The 24,334-nt window shown below is 64.8% G+C and carries 19 protein-coding genes; 5 read left to right on the forward strand and 14 right to left on the reverse strand.

The features are described from left to right. Nucleotides 1–20: 20 nt before the first annotated feature. Nucleotides 21–1,346, reverse strand: coding sequence for a Tol-Pal system beta propeller repeat protein TolB (gene tolB / locus CLU88_RS05135; protein ID WP_369827601.1), 1,326 nt, complete (start codon nt 1,344–1,346; stop codon nt 21–23). 330 nt (nt 1,347–1,676) lie between these two features. On the opposite strand from tolB, the gene msbA reads away from it, so the two are divergent. Continuing rightward, complete coding sequence (gene msbA / locus CLU88_RS05140) at nt 1,677–3,464, forward strand: lipid A export permease/ATP-binding protein MsbA (protein ID WP_099655667.1); 1,788 nt, start codon at nt 1,677–1,679, stop codon at nt 3,462–3,464. A gap of 86 nt (nt 3,465–3,550) precedes the next feature. On the opposite strand, the gene CLU88_RS05145 is transcribed toward msbA, so the two are convergent. The 6 genes from CLU88_RS05145 to mltG form a co-directional block, all read right to left on the reverse strand. Beyond that, nucleotides 3,551–4,222 carry an ankyrin repeat domain-containing protein gene (locus CLU88_RS05145; protein WP_099655668.1) on the reverse strand — a complete coding sequence of 224 codons (672 nt, stop codon included), beginning with the start codon at nt 4,220–4,222 and terminating at the stop codon, nt 3,551–3,553. Further along, entirely contained in the window at nt 4,216–5,037 is an 822-nt protein-coding gene (locus CLU88_RS05150) for a TatD family hydrolase (protein WP_099655669.1), read from the reverse strand. Before CLU88_RS05150 ends, CLU88_RS05145 begins: the two co-directional genes overlap by 7 nt. A 62-nt stretch (nt 5,038–5,099) precedes the next feature. Beyond that, nucleotides 5,100–5,459, reverse strand: coding sequence for a PilZ domain-containing protein (locus tag CLU88_RS05155; protein ID WP_099655670.1), 360 nt, complete (start codon nt 5,457–5,459; stop codon nt 5,100–5,102). A gap of 5 nt (nt 5,460–5,464) precedes the next feature. Further along, a complete protein-coding gene (locus CLU88_RS05160) occupies nt 5,465–6,493 on the reverse strand; it encodes a DNA polymerase III subunit delta' (protein WP_099655671.1) in 1,029 nt (342 codons plus the stop codon). Further along, entirely contained in the window at nt 6,490–7,167 is a 678-nt protein-coding gene (tmk, locus tag CLU88_RS05165; protein ID WP_099655672.1) for a dTMP kinase, read from the reverse strand. The genes CLU88_RS05160 and tmk overlap by 4 nt, the downstream gene beginning before the upstream one ends. Nucleotides 7,168–7,195: 28 nt before the next feature. Beyond that, nucleotides 7,196–8,185, reverse strand: coding sequence for an endolytic transglycosylase MltG (gene mltG / locus CLU88_RS05170; protein ID WP_304528991.1), 990 nt, complete (start codon nt 8,183–8,185; stop codon nt 7,196–7,198). Between the two features lie 45 nt (nt 8,186–8,230). On the opposite strand from mltG, the gene CLU88_RS05175 reads away from it, so the two are divergent. Next, on the forward strand, nt 8,231–9,157 hold the full coding sequence (locus CLU88_RS05175) for a folate-binding protein YgfZ (RefSeq protein ID WP_099655674.1): 927 nt from the start codon (nt 8,231–8,233) through the stop codon (nt 9,155–9,157). A 69-nt stretch (nt 9,158–9,226) separates the two neighbouring features. Here the strand turns inward: CLU88_RS05175 and CLU88_RS05180 are convergent, their stop codons facing one another. Genes CLU88_RS05180 through CLU88_RS05190 form a run of 3 tightly spaced genes read right to left on the reverse strand, consistent with a single transcriptional unit; the run spans nt 9,227 to nt 11,983 of the window. Beyond that, entirely contained in the window at nt 9,227–10,084 is an 858-nt protein-coding gene (locus tag CLU88_RS05180; RefSeq protein WP_099655675.1) for a YbgC/FadM family acyl-CoA thioesterase, read from the reverse strand. Between the two features lie 5 nt (nt 10,085–10,089). Beyond that, nucleotides 10,090–11,058: an alpha/beta hydrolase gene (locus tag CLU88_RS05185; RefSeq protein ID WP_233205378.1), complete on the reverse strand. Its 969-nt coding sequence runs from the start codon at nt 11,056–11,058 to the stop codon at nt 10,090–10,092. Between the two features lie 55 nt (nt 11,059–11,113). Then, a complete protein-coding gene (locus tag CLU88_RS05190) occupies nt 11,114–11,983 on the reverse strand; it encodes a 2-keto-4-pentenoate hydratase (RefSeq protein WP_099655676.1) in 870 nt (289 codons plus the stop codon). A gap of 112 nt (nt 11,984–12,095) precedes the next feature. On the opposite strand from CLU88_RS05190, the gene CLU88_RS05195 reads away from it, so the two are divergent. Beyond that, nucleotides 12,096–13,232, forward strand: coding sequence for an iron-containing alcohol dehydrogenase (locus CLU88_RS05195; RefSeq protein WP_099655677.1), 1,137 nt, complete (start codon nt 12,096–12,098; stop codon nt 13,230–13,232). Between the two features lie 133 nt (nt 13,233–13,365). Continuing rightward, on the forward strand, nt 13,366–16,128 hold the full coding sequence (locus tag CLU88_RS05200; RefSeq protein ID WP_143225951.1) for a GGDEF domain-containing phosphodiesterase: 2,763 nt from the start codon (nt 13,366–13,368) through the stop codon (nt 16,126–16,128). 11 nt (nt 16,129–16,139) lie between these two features. On the opposite strand, the gene CLU88_RS05205 is transcribed toward CLU88_RS05200, so the two are convergent. The 3 genes from CLU88_RS05205 to CLU88_RS05215 form a co-directional block, all read right to left on the reverse strand. Further along, the gene (locus CLU88_RS05205) at nt 16,140–17,345 is read right to left on the reverse strand and encodes a patatin-like phospholipase family protein (RefSeq protein WP_099655679.1); all 1,206 of its coding nucleotides are present in this window, start codon (nt 17,343–17,345) and stop codon (nt 16,140–16,142) included. Between the two features lie 99 nt (nt 17,346–17,444). Further along, on the reverse strand, nt 17,445–18,272 hold the full coding sequence (locus CLU88_RS05210; RefSeq protein WP_099655680.1) for an HDOD domain-containing protein: 828 nt from the start codon (nt 18,270–18,272) through the stop codon (nt 17,445–17,447). 83 nt (nt 18,273–18,355) lie between these two features. Then, on the reverse strand, nt 18,356–20,722 hold the full coding sequence (locus CLU88_RS05215) for a Tex family protein (RefSeq protein WP_099655681.1): 2,367 nt from the start codon (nt 20,720–20,722) through the stop codon (nt 18,356–18,358). Nucleotides 20,723–20,932: 210 nt separating this feature from the next. Between CLU88_RS05215 and CLU88_RS05220 the strand changes: the two genes are divergently transcribed. Further along, a complete protein-coding gene (locus CLU88_RS05220; protein WP_099655682.1) occupies nt 20,933–22,048 on the forward strand; it encodes a DUF72 domain-containing protein in 1,116 nt (371 codons plus the stop codon). A 72-nt stretch (nt 22,049–22,120) separates the two neighbouring features. Here CLU88_RS05220 and CLU88_RS05225 read toward each other — a convergent pair whose 3' ends face one another. After that, nucleotides 22,121–24,100: a Cache 3/Cache 2 fusion domain-containing protein gene (locus CLU88_RS05225; protein WP_099655683.1), complete on the reverse strand. Its 1,980-nt coding sequence runs from the start codon at nt 24,098–24,100 to the stop codon at nt 22,121–22,123. Nucleotides 24,101–24,334: the final 234 nt, after the last annotated feature.

The raw sequence follows: 24,334 nt of genomic DNA on the forward strand, positions 1-24,334 counted from the left end.
TGCTAAGAAAACTCAAAAATTCATTGTTTTTGAAACGCGCCCCAATCGGGCTCACGGATGTCTCCCGCTTGTCCGGCCAAGCGAGCCTTGATTTTCCCATCCAACGTGGTGGTCATCAGCGCCTCGCGACCCTGTTGCTGGGTCGCGTAGACCAGCAAACGACTGTTGGGGGCGAAGCTGGGATTTTCATCCGCTGTGGTGTCGGTGATGGCATTGGCCGTACCCGTTGCCAAATCCATGACGTGCAGCTTGAACGCACCGCCCACCCGCGAGATGTAGGCCAGCCATTTCCCATCGGGGCTGATGCTGGGCGAAATGTTGTAGGTGCCAGAAAACGTGACCCGCTCGGCATTGCCGCCGCCCACGGGCACACGGTAAATCTGCGGGGCACCGCCACGGTCGCTGACAAAGTAAATGCTGCGCCCGTCCCCCGAGAAAACCGGCTCGGTATCGATGCCAGAACTTTGCATCAGGCGCCGTGGCTCACCACCATTGGCATCAATGGTGTAGAGCTGCGAGCCGCCGTCACGGCTGAGCGTGACAGCCAGCGTGCGACCGTCCGGCGCCCAGGCAGGTGCACTGTTGGAGCCACGGAAATTCGCAATCAAACGGCGCCGGCCCGATGCTACGTCGTGGACGTAGACCACAGGCTTGCGCGACTCGAACGACACATAGGCGATCTGCCCGCCGCTCGGGGACCATGCGGGTGAAATAATGGGTTCGGGGCTGGACAAAGCAGACTGGGCGTTTTCACCGTCCGCGTCGGCCACCCACAGGCTGTAGCGTGGGCCTGTTTTGGTCACGTAGGTGATGCGGGTGGAAAACACCCCGCGCTCGCCTGTGAGCTTTTCGTAGATGAAATCTGCAATGCGGTGCGCAACCAGACGCAAATCGCCCTGCGTGACGACAAAGCTTTGGCCGCCCAAATCCTGCCCACGCACCACATCCCACAGACGAAATCGGACATCGTAGCGCCCATCGGCCATGCGGGTGACACTGCCCGTCGCCAAGGAGTCCGCACTCTTTTGCCGCCACAGGGCGACATCCGGGCGAGAAGACTCGTCCAATGCGGCACCCGAGGCATCGACGGACCGGAACTGCCCGCTGCGCTCCAAGTCGGCCTGCACGATGGCTGCGATTTTTTGGGGAGATTGCGCATCACCACGAAACGGTGCAATGGCAATGGGCAGCTGGTTCAACCCCACGCCAACGACTTCAACGCGAAACTGCGCCAAGGCGGGCATTGCCGACGTGGCTGCAGCGGCCGCCAACAGATGGCGGCGATGGGGATGCGGCACAGCCGCAAGGAAAGTTTGGAGTGAATTTTGTTCGATGGTCATTGGCATCCAGCAGTAGCCGAACAATCGCCGCATGGCGTAAGACAGGCCCGAATGTTACACACAGGCGACGCCCCCCTGTGACAAACTGTGCGGCCCTTGTGGGGTGAAGACACTTTTACGGGCGACAAACCTGTGATGGAACATGGTTCTTCAACACAAGCGCATTTTCCAAAGGCTGCAATTTTGGCACTGCGGACGCGCGCCGTTTGCAGCCGCGCAGGTTTGTTGACACTTTCAGCCCGAAGTTCCACGAACTTGTGCAGGGCGAGCCCTCTGTGGGCATCTGGCAGCAGGCCCAGGGCTACAGCTCGTAGCAAAACGTAGAATCCCCCGCACATGCAAGCACAAGAAACCAGAGCCGCACAGGCCCAAACTCCCAGCCTCCCATTGATGACCCGATTGGCCAGGCTGGCCGTTTATTTTGGACACCAGCGCCTTGCCTGGGGCCTCGCCATTGCCGCCACGCTGGTGGGTGCAGTGACAGAGCCCATGATTCCAGCGCTATTGCAACCCCTGCTGGACAGAGGATTCACCCAAGGGACCCTGCAACTGTGGACTGTCCCCCTGGCCATCATGGGGGTGTTTTTGGTGCGCGGTTTCGCGCAATTTGTGGGGCAGTACGCTTTGGCGAAAATTGCCAACGAAGGCATGCTGCTGCTGCGCAAGGCGCTGTTTGACCGCGTGCTTTCCGCAGAAATGGGCTTGTTTGGCCGCCAGTCGGCCAGTGCGCTGTCCAACACCGTGGTGTATGAGGTGCAAAACGGCTCCAACCTGCTGGTGCAGGCCCTGCTGGGGCTGTCGCGTGACGGGTTCACCCTGGTGGCACTGCTGGGGTATCTGCTTTATTTGAATTGGCAGCTCACACTGATTGTGGCGGTGGTCGTTCCCGGGGTCGCCTGGATCATGAAGACGCTGTCGCGCAGGCTGTACCACCTTACCAAGGTGAGCCAGCAAGCCACGGACGAACTGGCTTATGTAGTGGAAGAAAACGTGCTCGCCCACCGCATGGTGCGTCTGCATGGAGCGCAGCAGGGGCAAGCCGGGCGTTTTGCCGCACTCAGCCAGAGCCTGCGCAGGCTGGCCATCAAGTCCACCATTGCATCGGCCGCGATGACCCCGCTAACCCAGCTGCTGGCAGCTGCAGCCCTCTCGGTGGTGATTTGCATTGCACTTTGGCAAAGCCGAGGCGCCGTGGACACCAAAGATGTGACGGTGGGCGGCTTTGTCTCCTTCATCACCGCCATGCTGATGCTGATTGCCCCCATCCGCAGACTGGCCGATGTGGCCAACCCCATCACCCGCGGCGCAGCAGCGCTGGAGCGGGGCTTGTCATTGCTTGGAGACACAGGCGCCGAAGCCCAGGGCACCCACACCGCAGGCAGGGTGCGCGGCGAAATCGTGCTGAGCCATGTGAGCGTGCAATTTGGTACTGACCAGGCCCCGGCGCTTGACGACATCAGCCTGCGGGTTGCCCCCGGCGAAGTGGTGGCGCTGGTGGGCCCATCGGGTGCAGGCAAGACCACGCTGGTCAATCTGTTGCCACGCTTCATCAACAGCAGCCAGGGGCAGATCACACTGGACGGGCAAGAACTGACCACCTGGAACCTGGCATCGCTGCGCAGCCAGTTCGCCATGGTGAGCCAGGACGTCGTGATGTTCAACGACACCATTGCCGCCAACGTGGCACTGGGCAGTGCCATGGATGAGCAGCGCGTGCATGAATGCCTGGCTGCCGCCAACCTGGCAGAGCACATTGCCGCCCTGCCCCAAGGCATTCACACCGTGGCAGGGCACAACGCGGCCCAGCTCTCAGGCGGCCAACGGCAGCGCCTGGCGATTGCTCGCGCGCTGTACAAAAATGCGCCCATCCTCATCCTGGACGAGGCCACCTCGGCCCTCGACACCGAATCAGAACGGCTGGTGCAAGACGCGCTGCAGCGCCTGATGCAGGGCCGCACGACGCTGGTGATTGCCCACAGGCTCTCCACCATCGAGCACGCAGACCGTGTGGTGGTCATGGAGCGCGGAAAAATCGTGGAGCAAGGCAGCCACACGCAGTTGATGGCCGCTGGCGGTCTGTATGCACGGCTGCAAAGCCGGCCAGGAGCAACAAGCGCCCACTGACGAACGCCCTGGCAGAGCGACCACGGCCCCGTGCCACTGGGCTAGGGCACGGACGCCACAGTCGGCCTCAATCAGCAGCGGTCAGCTCACCAGGCCCCGGCATTGGGCTGCCGCTTACGAATGGCCGCAGCGATTTGCGCAGCTGCCTCAGCGCGGCTGACACGCTGGGCAAAGTTCACGGCCGTCAGCCCCAGCCGGTTTTTCAGCGTAGGGTCAGCCCCCTCAGCCAACAGCAACTTGACGATGTCGGACGACCCGTATTGCGCTGCCATCATCAACGGCGTGGTTCCGTTGGGCGATGCGGCATCAATGTACGCGTGGTTTTCCAACAGCAGCACGGCGATGCGCAGGTGCTGCTCTGTGCCACCCGATGCCGCGTAGTGCAGGGGCGTCCAGCCGGTTTTGTTGACATCGGCATCCCGCGCAATCAACTGCTTGACGGCGTCCTCATTGCCCTTGATGGCCGCCATCATGAGCGGGCTTTCGTCCTGGGCGTTGCGTGCCTCGACCTGGGTATTGCGCGCCGCCATCAGTGCAGCAAAGGCTTTGTGCGACTCTTCCTTGAGGGCGATCACCAAGCCCACCTGCCCCTTGGCATCCCGCGTGTTGGGATCAAAACCCCTGCGCAACAAGGCTGTGATGGTGTCCGGGTCATCCCGCAAAATGGCCGTGAAGAAATCATCGTACGAGCCAGCCACAGCCCATGTTGCGGCTCCGGCCAGGGCGGCACCCAGCAAGGCGGCACGGCGCGTCAGCATGCCACGCCTCCTGCCACAACCCCCGTGAACAAGGTATCAAAATTGCGGCTGGTGGCCTGCGCCACCTCTTGCACCGATAGACCCTTGCACTGGGCCACCTGCTGCGCCACATACGGCACATACGAAGGGTTGTTCGTCTTGCCCCGGTAAGGCACCGGCGCCAGATAAGGGCTGTCGGTTTCGATGAGGATCCGGTCCAGCGGCGCAAAGGCCACCACGTCGCGCAGATCCTGCGCATTCTTGAAAGTGATGATGCCGGAGAACGACAGGTAGTAGCCCAGGTCCAGCGCGGCGCGGGCGACCTGCATGGATTCGGTGAAGCAGTGGAACACGCCCCCAGCCACATTGCCCGCCCCGTCCTCGCCCTCTTCCCGCAAGATGGCCAGGGTGTCGTCCGAGGCGCTGCGGGTGTGGATGATCAAAGGTTTGGAGCAGGCGCGCGCTGCGCGGATGTGGGTGCGAAAACGGTCGCGCTGCCACTCCAGATCGGCAATGCTGCGACCGCCTTTGCGGTCTTCCATGCCGTAGTAGTCCAGCCCCGTTTCACCAATGGCCACCACACGCGGCAACGCTGCCTTGTCGAGCAAATCCTGCAAGCTGGGCTCCTGCACGCCCTCGTTGTCGGGGTGCACCCCCACGGTGCTCCAAAAGTTGTCGTAGCCCAGGGCCAGCGCATGCACGTCACCAAACTCTTCCATGGTGGTGCAAATACACAGGGCCCGCTCCACCTGCGCATCGGCCATGGCCTGGCGAATGGCTGGCAACTGGCTCACAAGGTCAGGAAACGAGAGGTGGCAGTGCGAATCGGTAAACATGCGGACTCAAAATGAAAAAGCCGACCCGCCAGCGCGGGTCGGCACAGGGCGAGAAGGCGCCATCAAATGGTTTGGGTAGGACGTTCGGAGCCGAGCGCAGTTCCCAAAATTTCTTCGATCTTGAGCTTGAGCAGACGCGACTTGTCGTCTTTTGGAAACTGAATGCCCACGCCTTGGGTGCGATTGCCCGCAGCCCGTGCGGGCGTCACCCAGGCCACGCGGCCTGCCACGGGGTAGCGCTGCGTATCGTCAGGCAGCGTCAGCAGCACATACACATCGTCGCCCAGCTTGTAATCCCGCTGGGTGGGCACAAAGATGCCACCCTCTACGAAAAACGGGATGTATGCGGCATACAAGGCGCCCTTTTCCTTGATGGCCAGCTGCATGACGCTGGGACGGGGTGCGGTGGATGGACTGCTCATGGTGATCAATGCGTTGGTTGCCTGGAGTGTAGGGTGTTTCGCGCCTGGGCGACAAGCGCCTCCAGCATCAGGCCTGCGTTGAACGGATGGTCTGCCGTGCGCGCTTCTTTGGCCAGGGCCTTGGACCAGCGCGTCAAGGCCGCCAACGGCGGTGGCTTGGGCAGGTCGGCTACAGCAAAGTAGCGCGGAGCCGCGCCCACCCCCACCGACAGCAAATCGTGACACAGCTTTTGCAAGGCATCGATGGCCTGGGCCGGAGCCCAATCGCCCAAAGCCGTCACATCGCCCCGCGCCATGGCCTGCGGCAACGAGCCCCAAGCCTGCGGACTGCGCCCCGAGCGGGCCACGGCCAGGGCATCGTCTGGCCGCCCGCCTGCGGCACGCAAAAATGCCGTGGCCGCATCAGCAGCAATGCCTTGCGATTGCAGCCAGGGCAGCATTTCCGACTGGCTGGGCCACACCATGGTGTGGCCCAGGCAACGGCTGCGAATGGTGGGCAGCAACTGGTGCGCAGCCTCACTGGCCAACACAAACCGCACATCGCCGGGCGGCTCCTCCAGGGTCTTGAGCAACGCGTTGGCCGTGACGTGGTTCATTTGCTCGGCCGGGTACACCAGCACCGCCTTGCCGCGCCCCCGCGCCGAGGTGCGCTGCGAGAACTCCACCGCATCGCGCATGGCCTCCACACGGATCTCACGGCTGGGCTTGCGTTTCTTGTCGTCAATTTCAGCCTGGGCTTTTTCGGACAGGGGCCAGCCCAGCGCCAGCATCTGCACTTCGGGCATCAGCACGCACACATCGGCATGGGTGCGCACGTCAATGGCGTGGCAGCTGGCGCACTGGCCGCAGGCGCCTTGGGCCGTGGGGGCATCGCACATCCAGGCGCGCACCAGCTCCAGCGCCAAGGCATATTGCCCCATGCCCGAAGGGCCTTGCAGCAGCCAGGCATGGCCGCGCTGGGCCAGCAGCGTGGCCCGCTGCGCCGCAATCCAGGGCGCCAGAGGCGGGGTATCGGCGGTGGGACGTTCGCTCATGGGGCCAGCCCGGGTGTGGGCACCATGATGGACAACCAACCTTTGCGCACAAAAACGCTGGTGAGTTGCTGCCACACGCGGTGGCGGTCTTGGGCAGCATCGACGCGTGCGAAGCGCTGCGGGGCCCCTGCAGCACGGTCGGCATAGCCCTGGGCTACGCGCTCAAAAAAGGCCACGGGTTGCGACTCAAAGCGGTCGGGTACGCGCGCGCCCACCAGCCGCTGCGCGGCAATCTCAGGGGCCAGGTCAAACCACACAGTCAAATCAGGTTCTCGCATAAAACCAGGCTCTGGCGCAAGCCCTGTCTGCGCCATACGCTCCAAAATAGATAGCAACTCAAGATCAAAGCCGCGCCCGGCACCTTGGTAGGCAAAGGTGGCATCGGTGAAGCGGTCGCACAGCACCACATCGCCCCGGGCCAGGGCGGGCTCAATCACCTGGCGCAAATGGTCGCGCCGGGCCGCAAAAATCAACAGGGCCTCGGTCAACGCGTCCATGGGGTCGTTGAGGACCAGGTCCCGCAGCTTCTCGGCCAGCGGCGTGCCACCAGGCTCGCGGCTGAGCGTGACGGTGCGCCCCTGGGCGCGAAAGGCCTGGGCCAGGCCCTCGATGTGCGAGGACTTGCCCGCACCGTCGATGCCTTCAAACGAGATGAACAAGCCAGTACGTGACATGAAACCCTTCAATGGTGGACGGCCGTCTTTATTGGGATTGCCCGCGCTGGTAGCGGTTCACGGCCCGATTGTGCTCGTCCAGGCTGGCGCTGAAATGGCTGCTGCCATCGCCCTTGGCCACAAAGTAAAACGCGCGGGTGGGCGCAGGCTGCACCGCCGCCAGCAGCGCCGCCTTGCCCGGCATGGCTATGGGTGTGGGTGGCAGGCCAGGACGGGTGTAAGTATTCCAGGGCGTGTCGGTCTGCAGGTCGCGGCGGCGCAGGTTGCCATCAAACTTGTCGCCCATGCCGTAGATAACCGTGGGGTCGGTCTGCAGCAGCATGCCGGTGCGCAGGCGGTTGGCAAACACCCCGGCGATCTGCGACCGGTCACTGGCGCGGCCGGTTTCTTTTTCCACGATGCTGGCCAGCACCAAGGCTTCGGCAGGGGTCTTGAGCGGCAGGTCGGGCGAGCGCAAGGCCCAGGCAGCTTCAAGCTTGCGGTCCATCGCATGCAATGCGCGCCGCAGCAGGGCCAGGTCGCTGGAGCCCTTGGCGTAGGAATAGGTATCGGGGAAGAACCGCCCCTCCGCAGGCACCCCTGGGCGGCCAAGCTGCTCCATGATCTGCTCGGCGCTCAGCTGCGCAGTGTCTTGCTTGATCAACTCTTCCTTGGCCAGCGCCTGGCGCACTTGTTTGAAGGACCAGCCCTCCACCAGGGTCAGCGTGCGCAAGGCCTCTTCACCCCGCACCAGCATGCGCAGCAAGCTGCGCGGCGTGGTGCCCGCCGGAATTTCATAGTTGCCCGCTTTGATCAAGCGGTCTTGCCCCGACAGCCGGAACCAGGCGTACAGCAATTGCGCATTGGCTTGGGCGCCCGCCGCCACCACATCGCGGGCCACGCCGCGCGGAGTGGTTCCGGGCTCAATGGCCAGCTCCAGCGGCTCTGCGCCGGTGGTCAAGGGCTCGTGCAACCACCATGCGGCAGCGGCGCCGCTGGCGATCAATAAAACAAACACCCATGCCAGTAAACGTCGCACAACCCTGCTGCCTGTGTGAAAAGGAGGGGGCATCATAATTCAGCCATGACGCAGCTTTTGAACGGTATTGCCCCCCTGTCCCACCTTGGCGTGATTCGCGTAACAGGCGAAGACGCCACCAAATTTCTCCAAGGCCAGCTCACACAAGACTTTGCGCTGCTGGACATGCAGCACGCCCGGCTGGCCGCATTCCTCTCGGCCAAAGGCCGCATGCAGGCCAGCTTCATCGGCTTCAAGCGCAGCGCCACCGAAGTGCTGCTGATTTGCAGCCAAGACCTGCTGCCCCCCACACTCAAACGTCTTTCGATGTTTGTGCTGCGCGCCAAGGCCAAGCTCAGCGACGCCTCCGCTGACTTTGCGCTGTATGGACTGGCCGGGGAAACTATCAATTCGATAGCTGGCAGCGCTTATCCTGCTTGGTCCAAGGCCGATTTGGATCAAAACACCCTCGTTCACCTGTACCCCGCCGCAGGCCAGCCACGCGCGTTGTGGATCACACCCCAAGGCAGCGCCGCCCCGCAAGGCCCCTTGCTTGATGCCTCCGTCTGGCTGTGGAGCGAAGTCCAAAGTGGCGTAGTCACGTTGACCGCGCCGCTGGTCGATGCCTTTGTGCCGCAAATGCTCAACTACGAATCCATTGGCGGAGTGAACTTCAAGAAGGGCTGCTACCCCGGACAAGAGGTGGTGGCCCGCAGCCAGTTCCGTGGCACGCTCAAGCGCCGCACCTACCTGGCCCATGCCGACAACGGCTTTGCGGTGGGCAGCGAGGTGTTTGCCGCCAACGACCCGGAGCAGCCCTGCGGCACCGTGGTGCAGGTGGCGCCCAGCCCCGAGGGCAGCGGGGTGGATGCCCTGGTGTCCCTGCAAATTGCGGCCACCGAGCACGCCTTGAGCGTTGTGCCTGCAGGCGCGGCCGATGGCATTGCGCTGCAACTGCTGCCCCTGCCTTACCCGTTGCTCGACGACATTTGAGCGAGAAACCGGGGCAGTCAGGCAGTCAAGCTGGGAGCGCGCACACTGCCCCGCTGTACTCGCTCCAACCTAAAAATACCGCGCCATCAGCACATGGGCAATGCCAGCCTCCTGGTAGGGCTCGCCCGCCACAGCGAACCCTGCACGCTGATAAAACCCCTGGGCACTGCACTGCGCATGCAGCTGCACCTGTTGATCGCCGCGCGCGCGGGCGGCATCCATCAAGGTGTTGAGCAGCACACGGCCCCATTGGGCGCCACGCACAGATCGATCGACCGCCATGCGGCCAATGCGCCCTACGCCTGGGGCCTGCTGCAATAGCCGCCCGGTGGCCACGGGCTGGCCCAGGCGGTTGTACAGCACAGCATGGCGTGCGCTGGCGTCCAGCGCATCGGCTTCCACATCGGCGGCAATGCCTTGCTCTCTCACAAACACCGCCGTGCGCAGGCGGCCTGCATCGCGGCCCAGGGCGTTCCAGTCGCCCGTGCGCGCCTCCACCATGTCTGCACCTGCTTCAAAACCTTCGAGCATGGCCTGCAGCGCAGGGGGCACCGGGGTGGACGTCTGCATCGAGGGGTCGGCAAACACATACACCAGCTCGCCACTCACCAGCAGCTTGTCGCCACTGAAGATGCCCGCTTCAAACAGGCTGGACGAGTTGCCAATGCGGGCGCAGCGCAGGCCCACCTCCAGGGTGTCGTCCAGCTTGGCCGAGGCGTGGTACTCCAGCGTGGCTTTTTTTACATACATCTCGCCGCCCAGCGTCTGCATGCTGGCCTCGTACGGCAGCGCCAGGGCGCGCCAATAGTCCGACATGGCGGTGTCGATGTACATGAGGTAGTGGGCGTTGAACACGATTTTCTGCATGTCCACCTCGGCCCAGCGCACCCGCAGGCGGTGCACACAACGGAAGTTCTGGCGTTGCATCAGGCTCACTCCATGGCAAAGGCTTGTCGCAGCGCCAGGGCTGCATCGGCGTGGGCTTTCAGTGCCTCTGGCACGGCCCGCCCCATCTTGATGAATTCGTGGGTCACACCCCGGTAGATTTCCAGGTCCACCGCTACACCGCTGGCGCGCAGCTTGTCGGCGTAGTCCACGCCCTCGTCCACCAGCGGGTCGCACTCGGCCAGCCCGATCCAGGCCGGGGCCACGCCTTCCACATCGGGTGCATGCAAGGGGGCAAAGCGCCAGTCCTCACGCTCGGCGCGGGTTTGCACATAGTGGCCAAAGAACCAGCTGATGGCGGGCTCCTCCAGCACCAGGCCACGGGCAAACGTGGCGTGAGAAGGCGTGTCCTGGTGCGCTGCGCAGCCGGGGTAAAACAGCAGTTGCAGTGCCAGGGGCAAGCCTGCATCGCGGGCACAAATGGCATTGACGGCGGCCAGCGTGCCGCCTGCGCTGTCGCCGCCCACCGCCAGCCGCGCCGGGTCAGCCCCCAGCGTGGCCGCATGCTGGGCCAGCCAGGCCAATGCGTCCCAGGCATCGTTGGACGCCGTGGGGAAACGGTGCTCAGGCGCCAGGCGGTAGTCCAGCGACACCACCATGGCCCCGGACAGGCGAGCCAGCTCGCGGCACAGTACATCGTGCGTGGCAATGCTGCCGATGGTGAAGCCACCCCCGTGGGTGTACAGCAGCAAGGGCAGCGCACTACCCCCAGCCGCTACCGGCGCATACAGGCGCGCAGGCAGGCGGTGGCCGTCACGCGCGGGAATGTGAAAGTCCTCCACGCGGGGCAGTGCCGCCTTGGCCACCTCCAGCACGCCCGCGCCCGCCTCGTAGGCTTTGCGCGCCTCCTCGGGCGTGCGGGTGTGCAGCGGAGGATGGCCCGCGCGGGCCATGCTCTGTAGCACGCCGCGCATCTGCGGGGTCAGGCGGGTGTGGTGAATGTGCAAATCGGTCAAAACGCAAAGCTCCTGTCGACAATATCTGGGATGGGGGCTGGGGGTGGCCTCGGACTTATTTGAAGGTCACGCGCACAGGCGCTGCGCCCGGCAGGCCATCAAAGGTGGCCGTGACGGACAGGCCCGCCTTGGGCGGCAACAGCGGCGAGAACGAGCCCAGACTGATCAGATCACCCGGCTGCATCGCCAGCCCCTCTTGCGCCAAGGCGCCCGCCAGCCAGACGACGGCGTTGAGGGGGTGTTCCAGAATATCGCTGCCTTTGCCACCGCCCAGCCGGGCACCCGAGGCATCGGTCAGGCTGACCTGCATGTCGGCCAAGGCTTGCAGCAGCGCATAACGCTCGGCCCGGTACTCCGGCACCAGCAGCGGTGCACCCGCCACGCCCAAGCGTGCCCCCACATTGATGGCGCTGACACCCGCACCGTTGAGCTTGGGCGGCGCCTGAACCAGCAGGTCGGGCAGTTCGATGAACGGAATCACCTGGTCGATGGCCTCCAGCACCTGCATGGGGGTTTTGGCCTGGTTGATGTCGGCGCTTTTCACGCGCACCAGCATGTCGGCCTCAAACAACGGGCGGGCGCCAAAGGCCGCATCTACGGCAGCGCCGTTGGCCAGCACCATGCCTTCGTACAGCTTGCCCCACACCGGCTTGTCGGTGTTAAAGCGCTTTTGCACCGCCGGGTTGGTCAGCCCCGCCTTGTAGCCCACCACCTTGCCCAGGCGCTGGGCCAGCAGCGCATTGACCTTGGCACGGGTGCAGGCGCCGTCTGCGTCCGACAAGCCCTCCACATTGGCGGCCGGTGTTTTGGCCACATAGCTGGCGACCAGCTCGGCGGCCTGTGCATCGCTCAGGCATTGGGCTTGGGCGCTTGTCGCGCAGGCGACGGCCACCAGGGCCGCCATCAGGGTTTGCTTCGTGTTCATCTGCGTCTCCTGCTTTTAAAGTGGGGTTTGGGAACCTGTCCTGAGAACCTGTTCAACGCGTCGGCGGGCTATCGTAATCGCTGGCGTCCTTATTCACACACGCTCACACACCATGGCCTTCATCAACTACGTGACCCAGATCCAGTTCGAGTTTGGCGCAGTGAAGCTGCTGCACCAGGAGTGCCTGCGCGTGGGCATCACCCGCCCCTTGATCGTGACCGACCCCGGCGTGAAAGCCGCTGGCGTGCTGCAAAAGGCGCTGGACGCCCTGCCTGACTTGTCGGTGGCAGTGTTTGACCAAACCCCCGCCAACCCCACCGAGGCCGCTGTGCGTGCGGCCGTGCAGGTGTACCAGGCCCAGGGCTGCGATGGCCTGATTGCCGTGGGCGGCGGCTCGGCCATCGACTGCGCCAAGGGCATTGCCATTGCCGCCACCCACGAAGGCCCCCTGACCCACTACGCCACGATCGAGGGTGGCTCGCCCCGCATCAGCGAACGCACGGCGCCCGTCATTGCCGTGCCCACCACCAGTGGCACCGGCAGCGAGGTGGCGCGCGGCGCCATCATCATCGTGGACGACCACCGCAAGCTCGGTTTTCACTCGTGGAACCTGGTCCCCAAGGCCGCCATTTGCGACCCGGAGCTGACCCTGGGCCTGCCCCCCATGCTCACGGCCGCCACCGGCATGGATGCGATTGCGCACTGCATGGAGACCTTCATGTCGGCCGCCTTCAATCCGCCTGCCGACGGCATTGCGCTCGATGGCCTGCAGCGCGGCTGGGCCAGCATTGAGCAGGCCACCCGCAACGGCGCAGACCGGCAAGCGCGCCTGAACATGATGAGCGCCAGCATGCAAGGCGCCATGGCGTTCCAAAAAGGCCTGGGCTGCGTGCACAGCCTGAGCCACAGCCTGGGCGGCGTGAACCCGCGCCTACACCACGGCACGCTCAACGCCATGTTCTTGCCCGCTGTGATTCGCTTCAACGCCACCTGCGCATCGGTGCAGGCAGAGCGTCGGCTCGAACGCATGGCACACGCCATGGGCCTGGCCTCTGCGGGCGACGTGGCCCCCGCCATTCAAGACATGAACGCCCGCCTGGGCCTGCCCACGGGCCTGGCGGCCATGGGGGTCACGCCCGAGGAGTTTGACGATGTGATCAAAGGCGCCCTGGCCGACCATTGCCACAAGACCAATCCACGCATTGCCACGCCCGAGGAATACCGCGAGATGCTGGCCCAGAGCCTTTAGGCGCCTGCGATAGGCATCGCCGGCGCCTTCTCTTGGGCGCAGGCCATCGCCGGGCGGCACCCTGCGCCTTTACACTCACGGACCGTTTTGACCGCTGGGCCCAGCCCGCAGAACGTCGCCCGTGACCGACCCCATGCCCCTCTCCGAAGAAACGCCCAAGACGCCGTGGCAAGCCCGCAGCGTCTACCTGCGCGTTTTTGTCCCGCTGCTTTTGGTGATTCTGGCGGTCAGCGCAGTGCGCTACCACTACATGGTCGAGTCCGAGGTGACCGCTGCCCACGAACGCGCCCAGGCAGAGGCCACGCGCATCGGCGGCGCCTTGCTCACGGCCCTCAAGCGCCTGCCGCCAGACCAGCCCGAACAAGCACAGCGCGTGCTGCAAGACAGCACGGTGTACTTTGCCTCCTCGCTGTACACCGTGCAATGGCAAGTGCAGGGCCGCACGGGTGTCTCGGCCCAAAAGCCCCCAGGCACGCCTGACGCGCCCGCCTGGTTTGCCAAATGGGTCCAAGTGCAGCCCCCCACCCTGGAGCTGAGCGAAACCCTGCCCGACGGCACGGTGGCCCGCCTGAAGATTGCGCTGCAAAGCCATGTGCTGGTGGACCAGATCTGGGACAACCTGCAGGTGCAGACCGGCATATCGCTGTTCAACGTGGTGTTTGTGCTGACCCTGCTGGCCTGGCTGGTGCACCAGCATGTGGGCCTGATGCGGCGGCTGCTGCACGCACACCGCCAATTGCAACGCGGCCACCTCACGGCCAGGATGCAGGAGCGGGGATCACCCTCAGAGCGCGCCGTGGCACACAGCTTCAACGCCACGGCTCTGCAATTGCAGACCCAGGTGCAGGGCCAGAAAGACAGTCTGCAACGGCACGCACAGCAACTGGAGCTGGCACAGTTGCTGATTGAAGCCGCCCCCATGCCCGTGACCGTGCGCCGCAGCGACGGCGTGTGCCTGGACGTGCGCGAAGAATGGCAGCGCCTGTTTCAAAGCCCCCTGCCCATGGCCACAGATGAAGCTCAGCCCGCGGCCCTTCCACAACCCCCTCTCGCACTGCAAGCGCAGACCCCACCAACACCGGACGCACAGCCCACACCCGCCAAGCCACCCGCAGCCCCTATCCCCGGAACCATAGGCACCCTGGTCACGGCCAGCGACCGGCAGCGCACCCGGCAGGCGCTGAGCCAGGCGCACGCCGCTGCGCCCCATTTGCCAGGGGGCGATGGCATCATCACCACCGACCTGCACGGCACCATCGAAACCATCAACGAGACGGCCCAGTTCCTCACTGGCTGCAAGGTCCACCAGGCCATGGGGCGGCCCCTGGAAGAGGTCTTTAGGCTGGCCGATGCACTGCACCCGCCGCTGAATGCAGATGCGCAAGAGACAGAAATCACCGCCCTTGCAGACAGCCCACCGCGCGCACACCCGATCCTGATCCACCGCTCGGGCGAGCGCTACGCCATTGAATACACCGCCTCCACCATCCGCAAAAGCAACGGCGTGGCCGTGGGCTGCGTGCTGGTGTTCCACGATGTGTCCGAAAGCAGGCACTTTCGCCACCAGGTGTCCTGGCAGTCGCACCACGATGCACTGACCGGCCTGCACAACCGGGCGGCATTGGCCGAGAGCCTCACGCATGCCCTCTTCACCGCGCAACAGCAAGGCACCCTGCTGGCCGTGTGCATGATCGACCTGGACCACTTCCAGCGCCTGAACCAGCAGCACGGCAGCGCCACCGGCGACCGCGCCCTGCGCGAAGTGGCCTTGCGTCTGCGCGCCTTTGCCGGCCCGCACGACGCCGTGGCCCGCATGGCCGGAGACGAATTTGTGCTGCTGCTGGGGCACCAGCCCCACCTGCAAGCCATCGAGGCGCGCACTGCCCAACTGCTGGAGCAACTGGGGCAACCCTATGCCATCGATGCGCTGCAACTGCACATCACCGCCAGCATAGGCGTGGCCGTGTACCCGCAGCTGCAGGCCTGCCCCACCACATTGCTGCGCCAGGCCGACCAGGCCATGTGCCAGGCCAAGCAGGCAGGCCGCCAGCAAGTGCGCTTTTTTGACGCACAAAACGATGCCGCGCTGCAAACCCCCCACACGCAACAAACCCGCATCGCTCAGGCGCTGCGCACCGGCGAAATGCGCCTGCACTACCAGCCCCAGGTCAACCTGGCCAACGGCCAGATCGTGGCCGTGGAGGCCTTGCTGCGCTGGCAACACCCTGAGCGCGGCCTGCAAGGGCCAGAGCAGATTCTTCCGCTGATCGACGACGCCGACCTGGCGGCCGAACTGGGCGAATGGGTGCTGACCGAGGCCCTGGCCCAGCTGCGGCTGTGGCACGCGCAAGGGCTGGACTGGACCGTGGGGGTGAACGTGGCCACGCAGCACCTGCTGCGCAGCAACTTTGCCGCACGGCTGCAAGACCTGCTGGCCCTGTTTGCCCCACTGCCCGCCCACCTGCTGCAGCTGGAGGTGCAAGAGAGCGCAGGGCTGCACGAGCCCCAGGCCCTGCAAGCCCTGATGCAGCACTGCCACCAGACGCTGGGGGTGCGCTGGGCGATTGACGACTTTGGCATTGGCAAAGCCACCCTGGCCTGGGTAGCCCAGGTGCCCGCGGACACGCTGAAGATTGACCGATCAATTGCTGGCGCGGTGCTGCACAGCACCGAGGATGCCGCGGTGGTGAGCACCGCTGTGGCCATGGCCCAGGCCCTGGGCCACACCCTGGTGGCCGAAGGGGCCGAATCCCCCGCCCACTGCACCCGGCTGCGCGAGCTGGGCTGCCAGGTGGTGCAAGGCTACGCCATCGCCCACCCCATGCCCGGTGGCGAGGTGGCCGACTGGGCGCGCAGCTACCGGCGCAGCGTGGCCTCAACGCTGGTGCTGCCCTGAAAAGACCTTGGTCACAACGGCTGCACCGCCCCCGGGTCAGGCCGTTCCAGCCATTGGGCCAGCTCATCGGCCAGTTGCTGTGCAGCCGCCGTGGCGGTCAGCCAGGCTTTGGCGCGGGCCGCCGTGTCGTGGCCGTAGTGCATAAAGTCCTGGCGGTCCGGCAGCTTGGCGTTGGGCAAGGTCTTCACCCACTCTGTGCGGGGCGACAGCACCACCATGGTGTCCAGCGCGGCGGTGCTGCGGTGGCGCCAGCGCAGGCCCTTGTCCAGCCAGCCCGGCACCACCTGGTGCTGAAAGTGCGGGTACAGCACCAGGCCCGCCCCTTGGTCTGACGCCGCCACACCCTTCTTTGAATGGAATTGGCCGCTAGCGCTTTCTGAATCAGCGCTAGCAGCTATATTTTCAATAGCACCCAAACCACTGCCTTGGTGCGTGTTGTAGGCCAGGTGCATGTGGTAGTCGGTCAAGCCGCCATCCCAGTAAGCCCCGGGCGGGGCGCCCGCGATGTGGTGCACCGCCTGCAGCACAAACGGAATGGAGCAGCTGGCCTGCAAGGCATCCATGAAGTTGGCATGCGCCAGCCGCACCTGTCGGGTGCGAAAGTCTGCCGTGCCAAAAGGCAGCGCTGGCGTTTCAGCCCCGCCTAGCTCGCCACCTTGCGAGGACGAAAAAACCACCCGCTCCAGCCAGGCGCCCAGGGCCTTGCGGTGCACGGCATTGCTCATAAAGGCACCCAGGTAGCCCAGCGGCGTGGCCACCGGGTGCTCGCGCCGCAACAGGTGGCGCCCACGCGCAGCAATCAGGTGCAGGCGGTAGCGGGGGTGCTGCAGCACCTCGTCCACGCGCCCGGCGTAAAAGGCTTGCAGGCTCTGGCCAAAACGCTCGCTGACATGCGATGCAGGCGGGCGCTTTTTGCCAGGGAGCACTTCGTAGTGCTGGTGCACATAGGCGTCTTCCAATTGCAGCAAGGCGGCCACGGGGTCGTTCAGGCAGGCCGTGGCCATGCGCCACGCGCCAATCGAGGCACCCACCAGATGCACCGGCTGCTGCGACTGGGCCAGCCAATGGCCAAAGATAAAACGGTCCAGCGGTCCCAGAATCAGCCCCTTGGGGCCACCCGCTGCGGCAGGCACCACGCCCACGTCGCGTGGCTGCAGGCCCTGCTGGGTCAGGTGCTCCAGGGCGCGCGGCCCGGCATGGATGCTCAATGCTTTCATGGCGCTGATTGTCGCAGCGCACGCCGCGCTGACTGCGGGCCAGGAGCAACCGAAAAACCCAGTGAAGCGGTTCTGGCGAGATGCGTTTGGCCAGCCGCTCTAAACCATGTAGTCCGCAGCGTCCGGGCGCACCGTCCAGTCGATGGGGTCTTGCTGCAGCACCATGTCGATGTCCAGCCCCAGCACCAGCCCCACCTCACCCGGGAAGGACACTGCCAGCTCGCGTTCAGAGTACTGTGCCTCGCGGGCACGCACGCGCCAGGCGGCCAGGTGGATTACGCCTGCCAGCGGCTCGTAGGCCGTGTTTTCAAAGGGGGCGGACTGGTACTGCAGGGCATCGACCACAACCTGCGGCAGCAACCAGCGGCGGGCCAGTGCGGCCGATACCTGGCTGTAGCAAAACCCAAAGATCCGCTGCTCCACCTTGCCACGGCGCATGTCCAGCGGCGACACCAGGGTGTTGATGGACTGCGCGCGGTCGGGGCTGGCCAGATGGATCACCAGCTCGCCCAGCCCATGCAGCAAGCCCGCGGTGTAGGCCGCCGTGGGGTGCTGAAACACCACCCCCGCCAGAGACCGGGCCAGCTTGGCGGTGTGCAGGCTGTAGCGCCAGAACTGCTGCAAATTGATGCCCGGCACCGAGCGGGCCGCCGTGCCCAGGGTGGACGCAGCCACCAGTGCACGCACCTGGGCATTGCCCAGCAGCGCCAGGGCTTCAGAGATCCCAGCCACTTGGCGGGGCATTTGCAGCGCGGGCGAATTGGCCAGCTCCAGCAAGCGCGCAGCCAGGGCCGGATCAGAGCCAAACAGCAGATTGATCCGGCGCAGGCTGGGTTGGGGGTGCGCCAACTCGTTCATCAGCAGCGCCACCGTGCGCGGCAGGCTCGGCAACGCCACGGGTTGGGCTAGCAGGGCATTGAGCTCCATGGGTTCGGGGGCGCCTCGGTGGTGGTTGCGGCGATTATGGCCCTGCCACCCGCATTCAATGGCCGAAACGCCCCTGTGCGCTTTTAACGCCCCTTGGCCTGTTGCAATTTGGCAAACGCCGACGCCATGGCCGACTGTTGCGCAGGCTCGGGCGCGCGGCGCTGCGGCTGCGCGTAGCCGCGCCCTGCCCCCTCAAAGCGGTTGCCCTGCGGTGCACCCCGGTCACCCTGCTGGCGCGGTGCGGCGTCCAGCTTCATCGACAGGCCGATGCGCTTGCGCTCCACATCCACTTCCATGACCTTGACCTTGACGATGTCACCGGTCTTGACCACTTCGCGCGCGTCGTTCACGAACTTGTGCGCCAGCTGGCTCACATGCACCAAGCCGTCCTGGTGCACGCCCAGGTCGATGAAGGCGCCAAACTGGGCCACATTGCTCACCGTGCCTTCAAGGATCATGCCTTCCTTGAGGTCCTTGATGTCTTCCACACCGTCGTTGAAGCGCGCCACCTTGAAGTCGGGGCGCGGGTCGCGGCCGGGCTTCTCCAGCTCGGCCAGGATGTCCTTGACGGTGATGACACCAAACTTCTCGTTGGCGAACAGCTCGGGCTTGAGGGTCTTGAGCATGTCAGAGCGGCCCATGATCTCGGCCACCGGCTTGCCCGTCTTTTCCATGATCTGCTCGACCACCGGGTAGGTTTCGGGGTGCACGCCGGTCATGTCCAGCGGGTTTTCGCCACCGCGAATGCGCAAGAAACCCGCGCTCTGCTCAAAGGTCTTGGCACCCAGGCCCGCCACATCCATGAGCTGCTTGCGGCTCTTGAACGCACCATTGGCCTCGCGCCAGCGCACCACCGCCTTGGCCACGCTGCCCGACAGGCCCGACACGCGGCTGAGCAACGGCACGCTGGCCGTGTTCAGGTCCACGCCGACCGAGTTCACGCAGTCTTCCACCACCGTGCCCAGGGTGCGTGCCAGCTCGCTCTGGTTCACATCGTGCTGGTACTGGCCCACGCCGATGCTCTTGGGGTCGATCTTCACCAGTTCGGCCAGCGGGTCTTGCAAGCGGCGTGCAATGGAGGCCGCACCCCGCAGGCTCACGTCCACGTCGGGCATCTCTTGCGAGGCGTATTCGCTGGCGGAATAGACGGACGCACCGGCTTCACTCACCACCACCTTCTCGATGGCGCGCTCGGCCTTGGCAGCCAGCTTGATCAGGTCGGCGGCCAGCTTGTCGGTCTCGCGGCTGGCGGTGCCGTTGCCAATCGCAATCAGGTTCACGCCGTGCTTCTCGGCCAGCTTGGCCAGGGTGTGCAGAGAGCCTTCCCAGTCGCGGCGCGGCTCGTGGGGGAACACCGTGGCGGTCTCCACCAGCTTGCCGGTGTCGTCCACCACAGCCACCTTCACGCCCGTGCGGATGCCGGGGTCCAGCCCCATCACCACGCGCGGGCCCGCAGGTGCGGCCAGCAGCAGGTCGCGCAGGTTGTCCGCAAACACCTTGATGGCCACCTTCTCGGCGTCATCGCGCAGGCGGGCGAACAGATCGCGCTCGGTCGAAAGGCTCAGCTTCACGCGCCAAGTCCAGGCCACGCTCTTGCGGATCAGGTCGTCAGCCTTGCGGCCCGCGTGGCTCCAGCCCAGGTGCAGGGCGATCTTGCCTTCAGCGATGCTGGGCTTGCCGGGCTCAGGCTCCACCGGCAGCACCAGCTTGGCTTCCAGAATCTCCAGCCCCCGCCCCCGGAACACCGCCAGCGCACGGTGCGATGGCACGCGGCCGATGGGCTCGTCGTATTCAAAATAGTCGCGGAACTTGGAGACCTCGGGGTCGTTCTCGTTCTTGCCTTCGACCTTTTTGCTGCGCAGCAGGCCCTCGGCCCACAGCCACTCGCGCAGGCCTTGCACCAGCACGGCGTCCTCGGCCCAGCGCTCGCTCAAGATGTCGCGCACGCCATCGAGCACGGCAGGCACGGTCGAAAAATCGGCGCCCGTCTTGCCGTCGTCCAGCACTTCAGGCGGCTTGGTGAAGGCAGCAGCCTCCACAGCGGGGTCGAGGGTGGGGTCGGCAAACAGCTTGTCGGCCAGGGGCTCAATGCCAAACTCGCGGGCCATCTGGCCCTTGGTGCGGCGCTTTTGCTTGAAGGGCAGGTAGATGTCCTCCAGCTCTTGTTTGGTGGGCGCGGCGGCAATGGCTGCGCGCAACGCGTCGGTCAGCTTGCCTTGTTCGTCAATGCTCTTGAGCACGGCAGCGCGGCGGTCGTCCAGCTCGCGCAGGTAAGACAGACGGGCTTCCAGCTCGCGCAGCTGGATATCGTCCAGCCCACCGGTGACTTCCTTGCGGTAGCGCGCGATGAAGGGCACCGTGGCCCCGCCGTCCAGCAGCTCGACGGCGGCGCGTACCTGCTGCTCCCCTACTTTGATTTCTGCGGCCAGTTGCCGAATGATCTGCTGCATGTGTGGGCAAACTCTCTGAGACTCAAATGGGACTTACGCCATCGGCTTGCCATACCAGCCTCGCCCAGGGGCGAACGCTTGCATGAGAACCGGTTTGCGTAAGCCACGTCAAACAAACGAAACGCGAAGCGCGCGAGTTTGCCACAGCGCACTGCGGGCTAACATCGCCAACCGACCCCGGTTGTTACAACTACCCTAGCCCTCCAGCGGATGCAAGAAGACCTGTTTGGCACACCAGCCGTGCCCACGCCCCCCAACCGCCAGGCCACCGATGGGCAGCCTGGCAAAGCCGCCCCCCTCTCCGCACCACCGGCGACACCACGGAGCAAGGGGCTGGGCGTGCGCCCGGTCACCGTGGACGAAGCCTTGCACACACTGGCAGGCGCTCTGCCCCAGCGGCTGCGCTTGGGCACCTCGTCATGGACCTACCCCGCCTGGGCCGGGCTGGTGTGGGATGCGGAGTACGCCGAGACGCAGCTGTCCAAACAAGGCCTGGCCGCCTATGCCGCCCACCCGCTGCTGCGCACCGTGAGCCTGGACCGCAACTTTTACCGTCCCCTCACCGTCAGCCAGTACCAGCGCTATGCCGAGCAGGTACCGGCAGACTTTCGCTTTGTCGTGAAGGCGCCCAGCCTGGTCACCGACGCACTGGTGCGCACCGAAGATGGCCGGGGGCGCGAGCCCAACCCGGCGTTTCTGGACCCCGCCCTGGCCTGCACCGAGTTTGTAGAGCCCGCCTTAGCAGGGCTGGGCGACAAGCTAGGCGCGCTGGTGTTCCAGCTCAGCCCCCTGCCCATGGCGTGGCTGGACCGCATGCCCCTGCTGCTGGGCAAGCTGCGGGATTTGCTGCACGCGCTGCCAACGCTCAAGCCCCAGGCAAGCGACGGCGTCATTGCCGTGGAGGTGCGAGACCCGGAGTGGCTGACCCCTGAATTTGCCGCTGTGCTGCGCGGTGCGGGCGCCACCTATTGCCTGGGCCTGCACCCCAAGCTGCCGCCGCTGGCGCAGCAGCTTCCGTTGCTACGCGCCCTGTGGCCCACGCCCCTGGTGTGCCGCTGGAACCTGAACGCATTGCACGGCCCCTACGGCTACGAAGACGCCGAGCGGCGATACGCACCTTACGACCGGTTGCACGACCTGGACCCGGACACCCACGCGGCGCTGGCCAAGGTGATTGCAGGCATCACGGCGGCGGGGCAAAACGCCTACGTCACCATCAGCAACCATGCCGAGGGGTGCGCGCCCTTGACCGTGCAGCGGCTGGCCGAGCAGGTGCGGGCGTTGCAAAAATCCGCCGCCAAGACCATCCCACCAATCTCTGATTGAGAGACTTTTTGGGCTCTAGCGCTTGATTCATAAGCGCTAGCAGCTATTGATTCAATAGCAAAAGCCGATCCCTCAGCGCCCCAGTTGCCGATACTGCCCAGGCTCCTGCCCCAGCTTGAACTGGGCCACGGCCTCGACCATCTGCTCGGCCTGGGTGCGCAGGCTGCTGGCGGCGGCGGCCATTTCTTCGACCAGCGCCGCGTTTTGCTGGGTGGCCTGATCAAGCTGCGTCACCGCCTGGCCCACCTGCCCCACCCCGGCGCTTTGCTCGCCCGTGGCCGCGCTGATTTCAGAGACGATGTCCGCCACCCGCTGGATAGAGCTGACCACCTCGCCCATGGTGGTGCCCGCCTTGTCGGCCAGCACCGAGCCTTCTTGCACCATGGCGCTGCTGGCGCCAATCAGCTCCTTGATGGCCTTGGCCTCGGCCGCCGTGCGCTGCGCCAGGTTGCGCACCTCGCTGGCCACCACGGCAAAGCCCCGGCCCTGCTCGCCTGCACGCGCGGCTTCCACGGCGGCGTTCAGCGCCAGGATGTTGGTCTGGAAAGCAATGCCGTCAATCACGCCAATGATGTCGGCAATCTTCTGGCTGCTGCCATTGATGTTGTGCATGGTGCTGACCACCTGCGCCACCACCTGCCCGCCTTGTGCGGCCACCTGGCTGGCGCTGGCCGCCAGGCGGCTGGCTTGCGAAGCGTTGTCTGCGTTGTGGCGGATGGTGGAGCCCAGCTCTTCCATGCTGGCGGCGGTTTCTTCCAGCGAGCTGGCCTGCGTCTCGGTGCGTGCCGACAGGTCATGATTGCCCTGCGCGATCTCGCTGCTGGCGGACGACACACTCTCGGCACTGCGGCGCACCGTGCCCAGGCTTTGCACCAGGCGCTGGCGAAAGCCTTCCATGGCCTGGCCCAGCGCGCCAATCTCGTCGTTCGATCGGATGTCCACCGCGTGCGTCAAATCGCCTTGCGACAAATGCACCAGCGCTGTGCTGAGCTGCTGCACGGGCTGGCCCACCAGCCGGCGCGTGGCATAGACCAGCACCACCGTCAGGATGGCCAGTGCCGCCAACACGCCCACCCACAGCCAGATCAGCACCGCACGGGCATCTTCCATCATCTCGGACAAGGGGGCTTCGGCCACGATGACCCAGTTCCAGGGCTTGTAGCGCTCTGCGGCCACAAACTGGCGCTGCTGCTTGCCCGCACCCAGGCGGGGCGACCACAGCGTCTCGAAATCGCTGGTCTGGTCTTTCTCGGTCAAACGGGCCAGCCAGGCTTTGCCGTCTTCGGTCTTTTCATCCACCACCGGGGCATCGGCCAAGCCCGATGTGCGGCCGCGTGCGGGGCCCGAGGACACGTTCACCGCGTACACCGCGCCGCTCTCAAACAGTTTTTGCGAGCCCATGACCTGGGCCAGCTTGCCCAGGATGCCCCCCATGTCGGTGCCGATGAACAGAATGCCAATCGTGCGGTTGCCCTCACGGATGGGCTCGTACACCGTCATGTATTCCTTGCCAAACAGGCTGGCGCGGCCAATGTAGGTTTTGCCCTCTTGCATGAGGGCGTAAGCGGGGTGGTTGCGGTCCAACAGGGTTTTGTAGGCGCGCTCGCCATCCTGCTTTTTGAGGGAGGTGGTCACGCGCATGAAGTCGTCCCCCGTGCGGGCAAAAATGGTGGCAATGGCGCCCGCGCTGTCTTTGGTAAAGCGGTCGACTCCCTCAAAGTTGCCGTTCAGCGGCGCACCTTGAAAACTCAGAACCGCCTCCTTCTTGCCATCCGCACCGGGCTGCTCTTCCACGCTGAAGTCGCCCGTGAAGCGGGACTTGAACAACACGAAGTCGCGCTTGGCCTGGTCCTGGGCCGTTTCATCAAAGCTCTGCACCAGCGTGCGCACCTGGGCCGCGTATTGGCGCGCATCGTTGCGGGACACTCCACCAAAGTCTTGCCAGATGAACAAGCTCACCAAGGTCATGGTGCTAAACAAGACCAGCAATAAGCTCACCAGAGCAGCCAATGAGAGCTTGAAAGCGACGGAACGCTGGGCGGAAGTGGTCATGGAAGTCCTTGAAGAATTGCTTGCTTTTATCAAATTTATTATTTAATTCATCATTTAGCAAGAATTGCTTACATCTTAGTTACAAAAATAGCGTTGATCCATATCAATTTTTTGTAAAAGGAGATTTTTTACAACAGGCGCCATTGGTGTTAACCCTTGAATTCAAAGAGAAAAGCGGCGGCACCACCGGCGGGGCAACGCCCCCCAGCGCGTAAGTCACGGTGCTATGCTTTT

Origin of the sequence: Acidovorax sp. 56, from assembly GCF_002749705.1 — a bacterium.
In the GTDB taxonomy this organism is placed as follows: domain Bacteria; phylum Pseudomonadota; class Gammaproteobacteria; order Burkholderiales; family Burkholderiaceae_C; genus Acidovorax.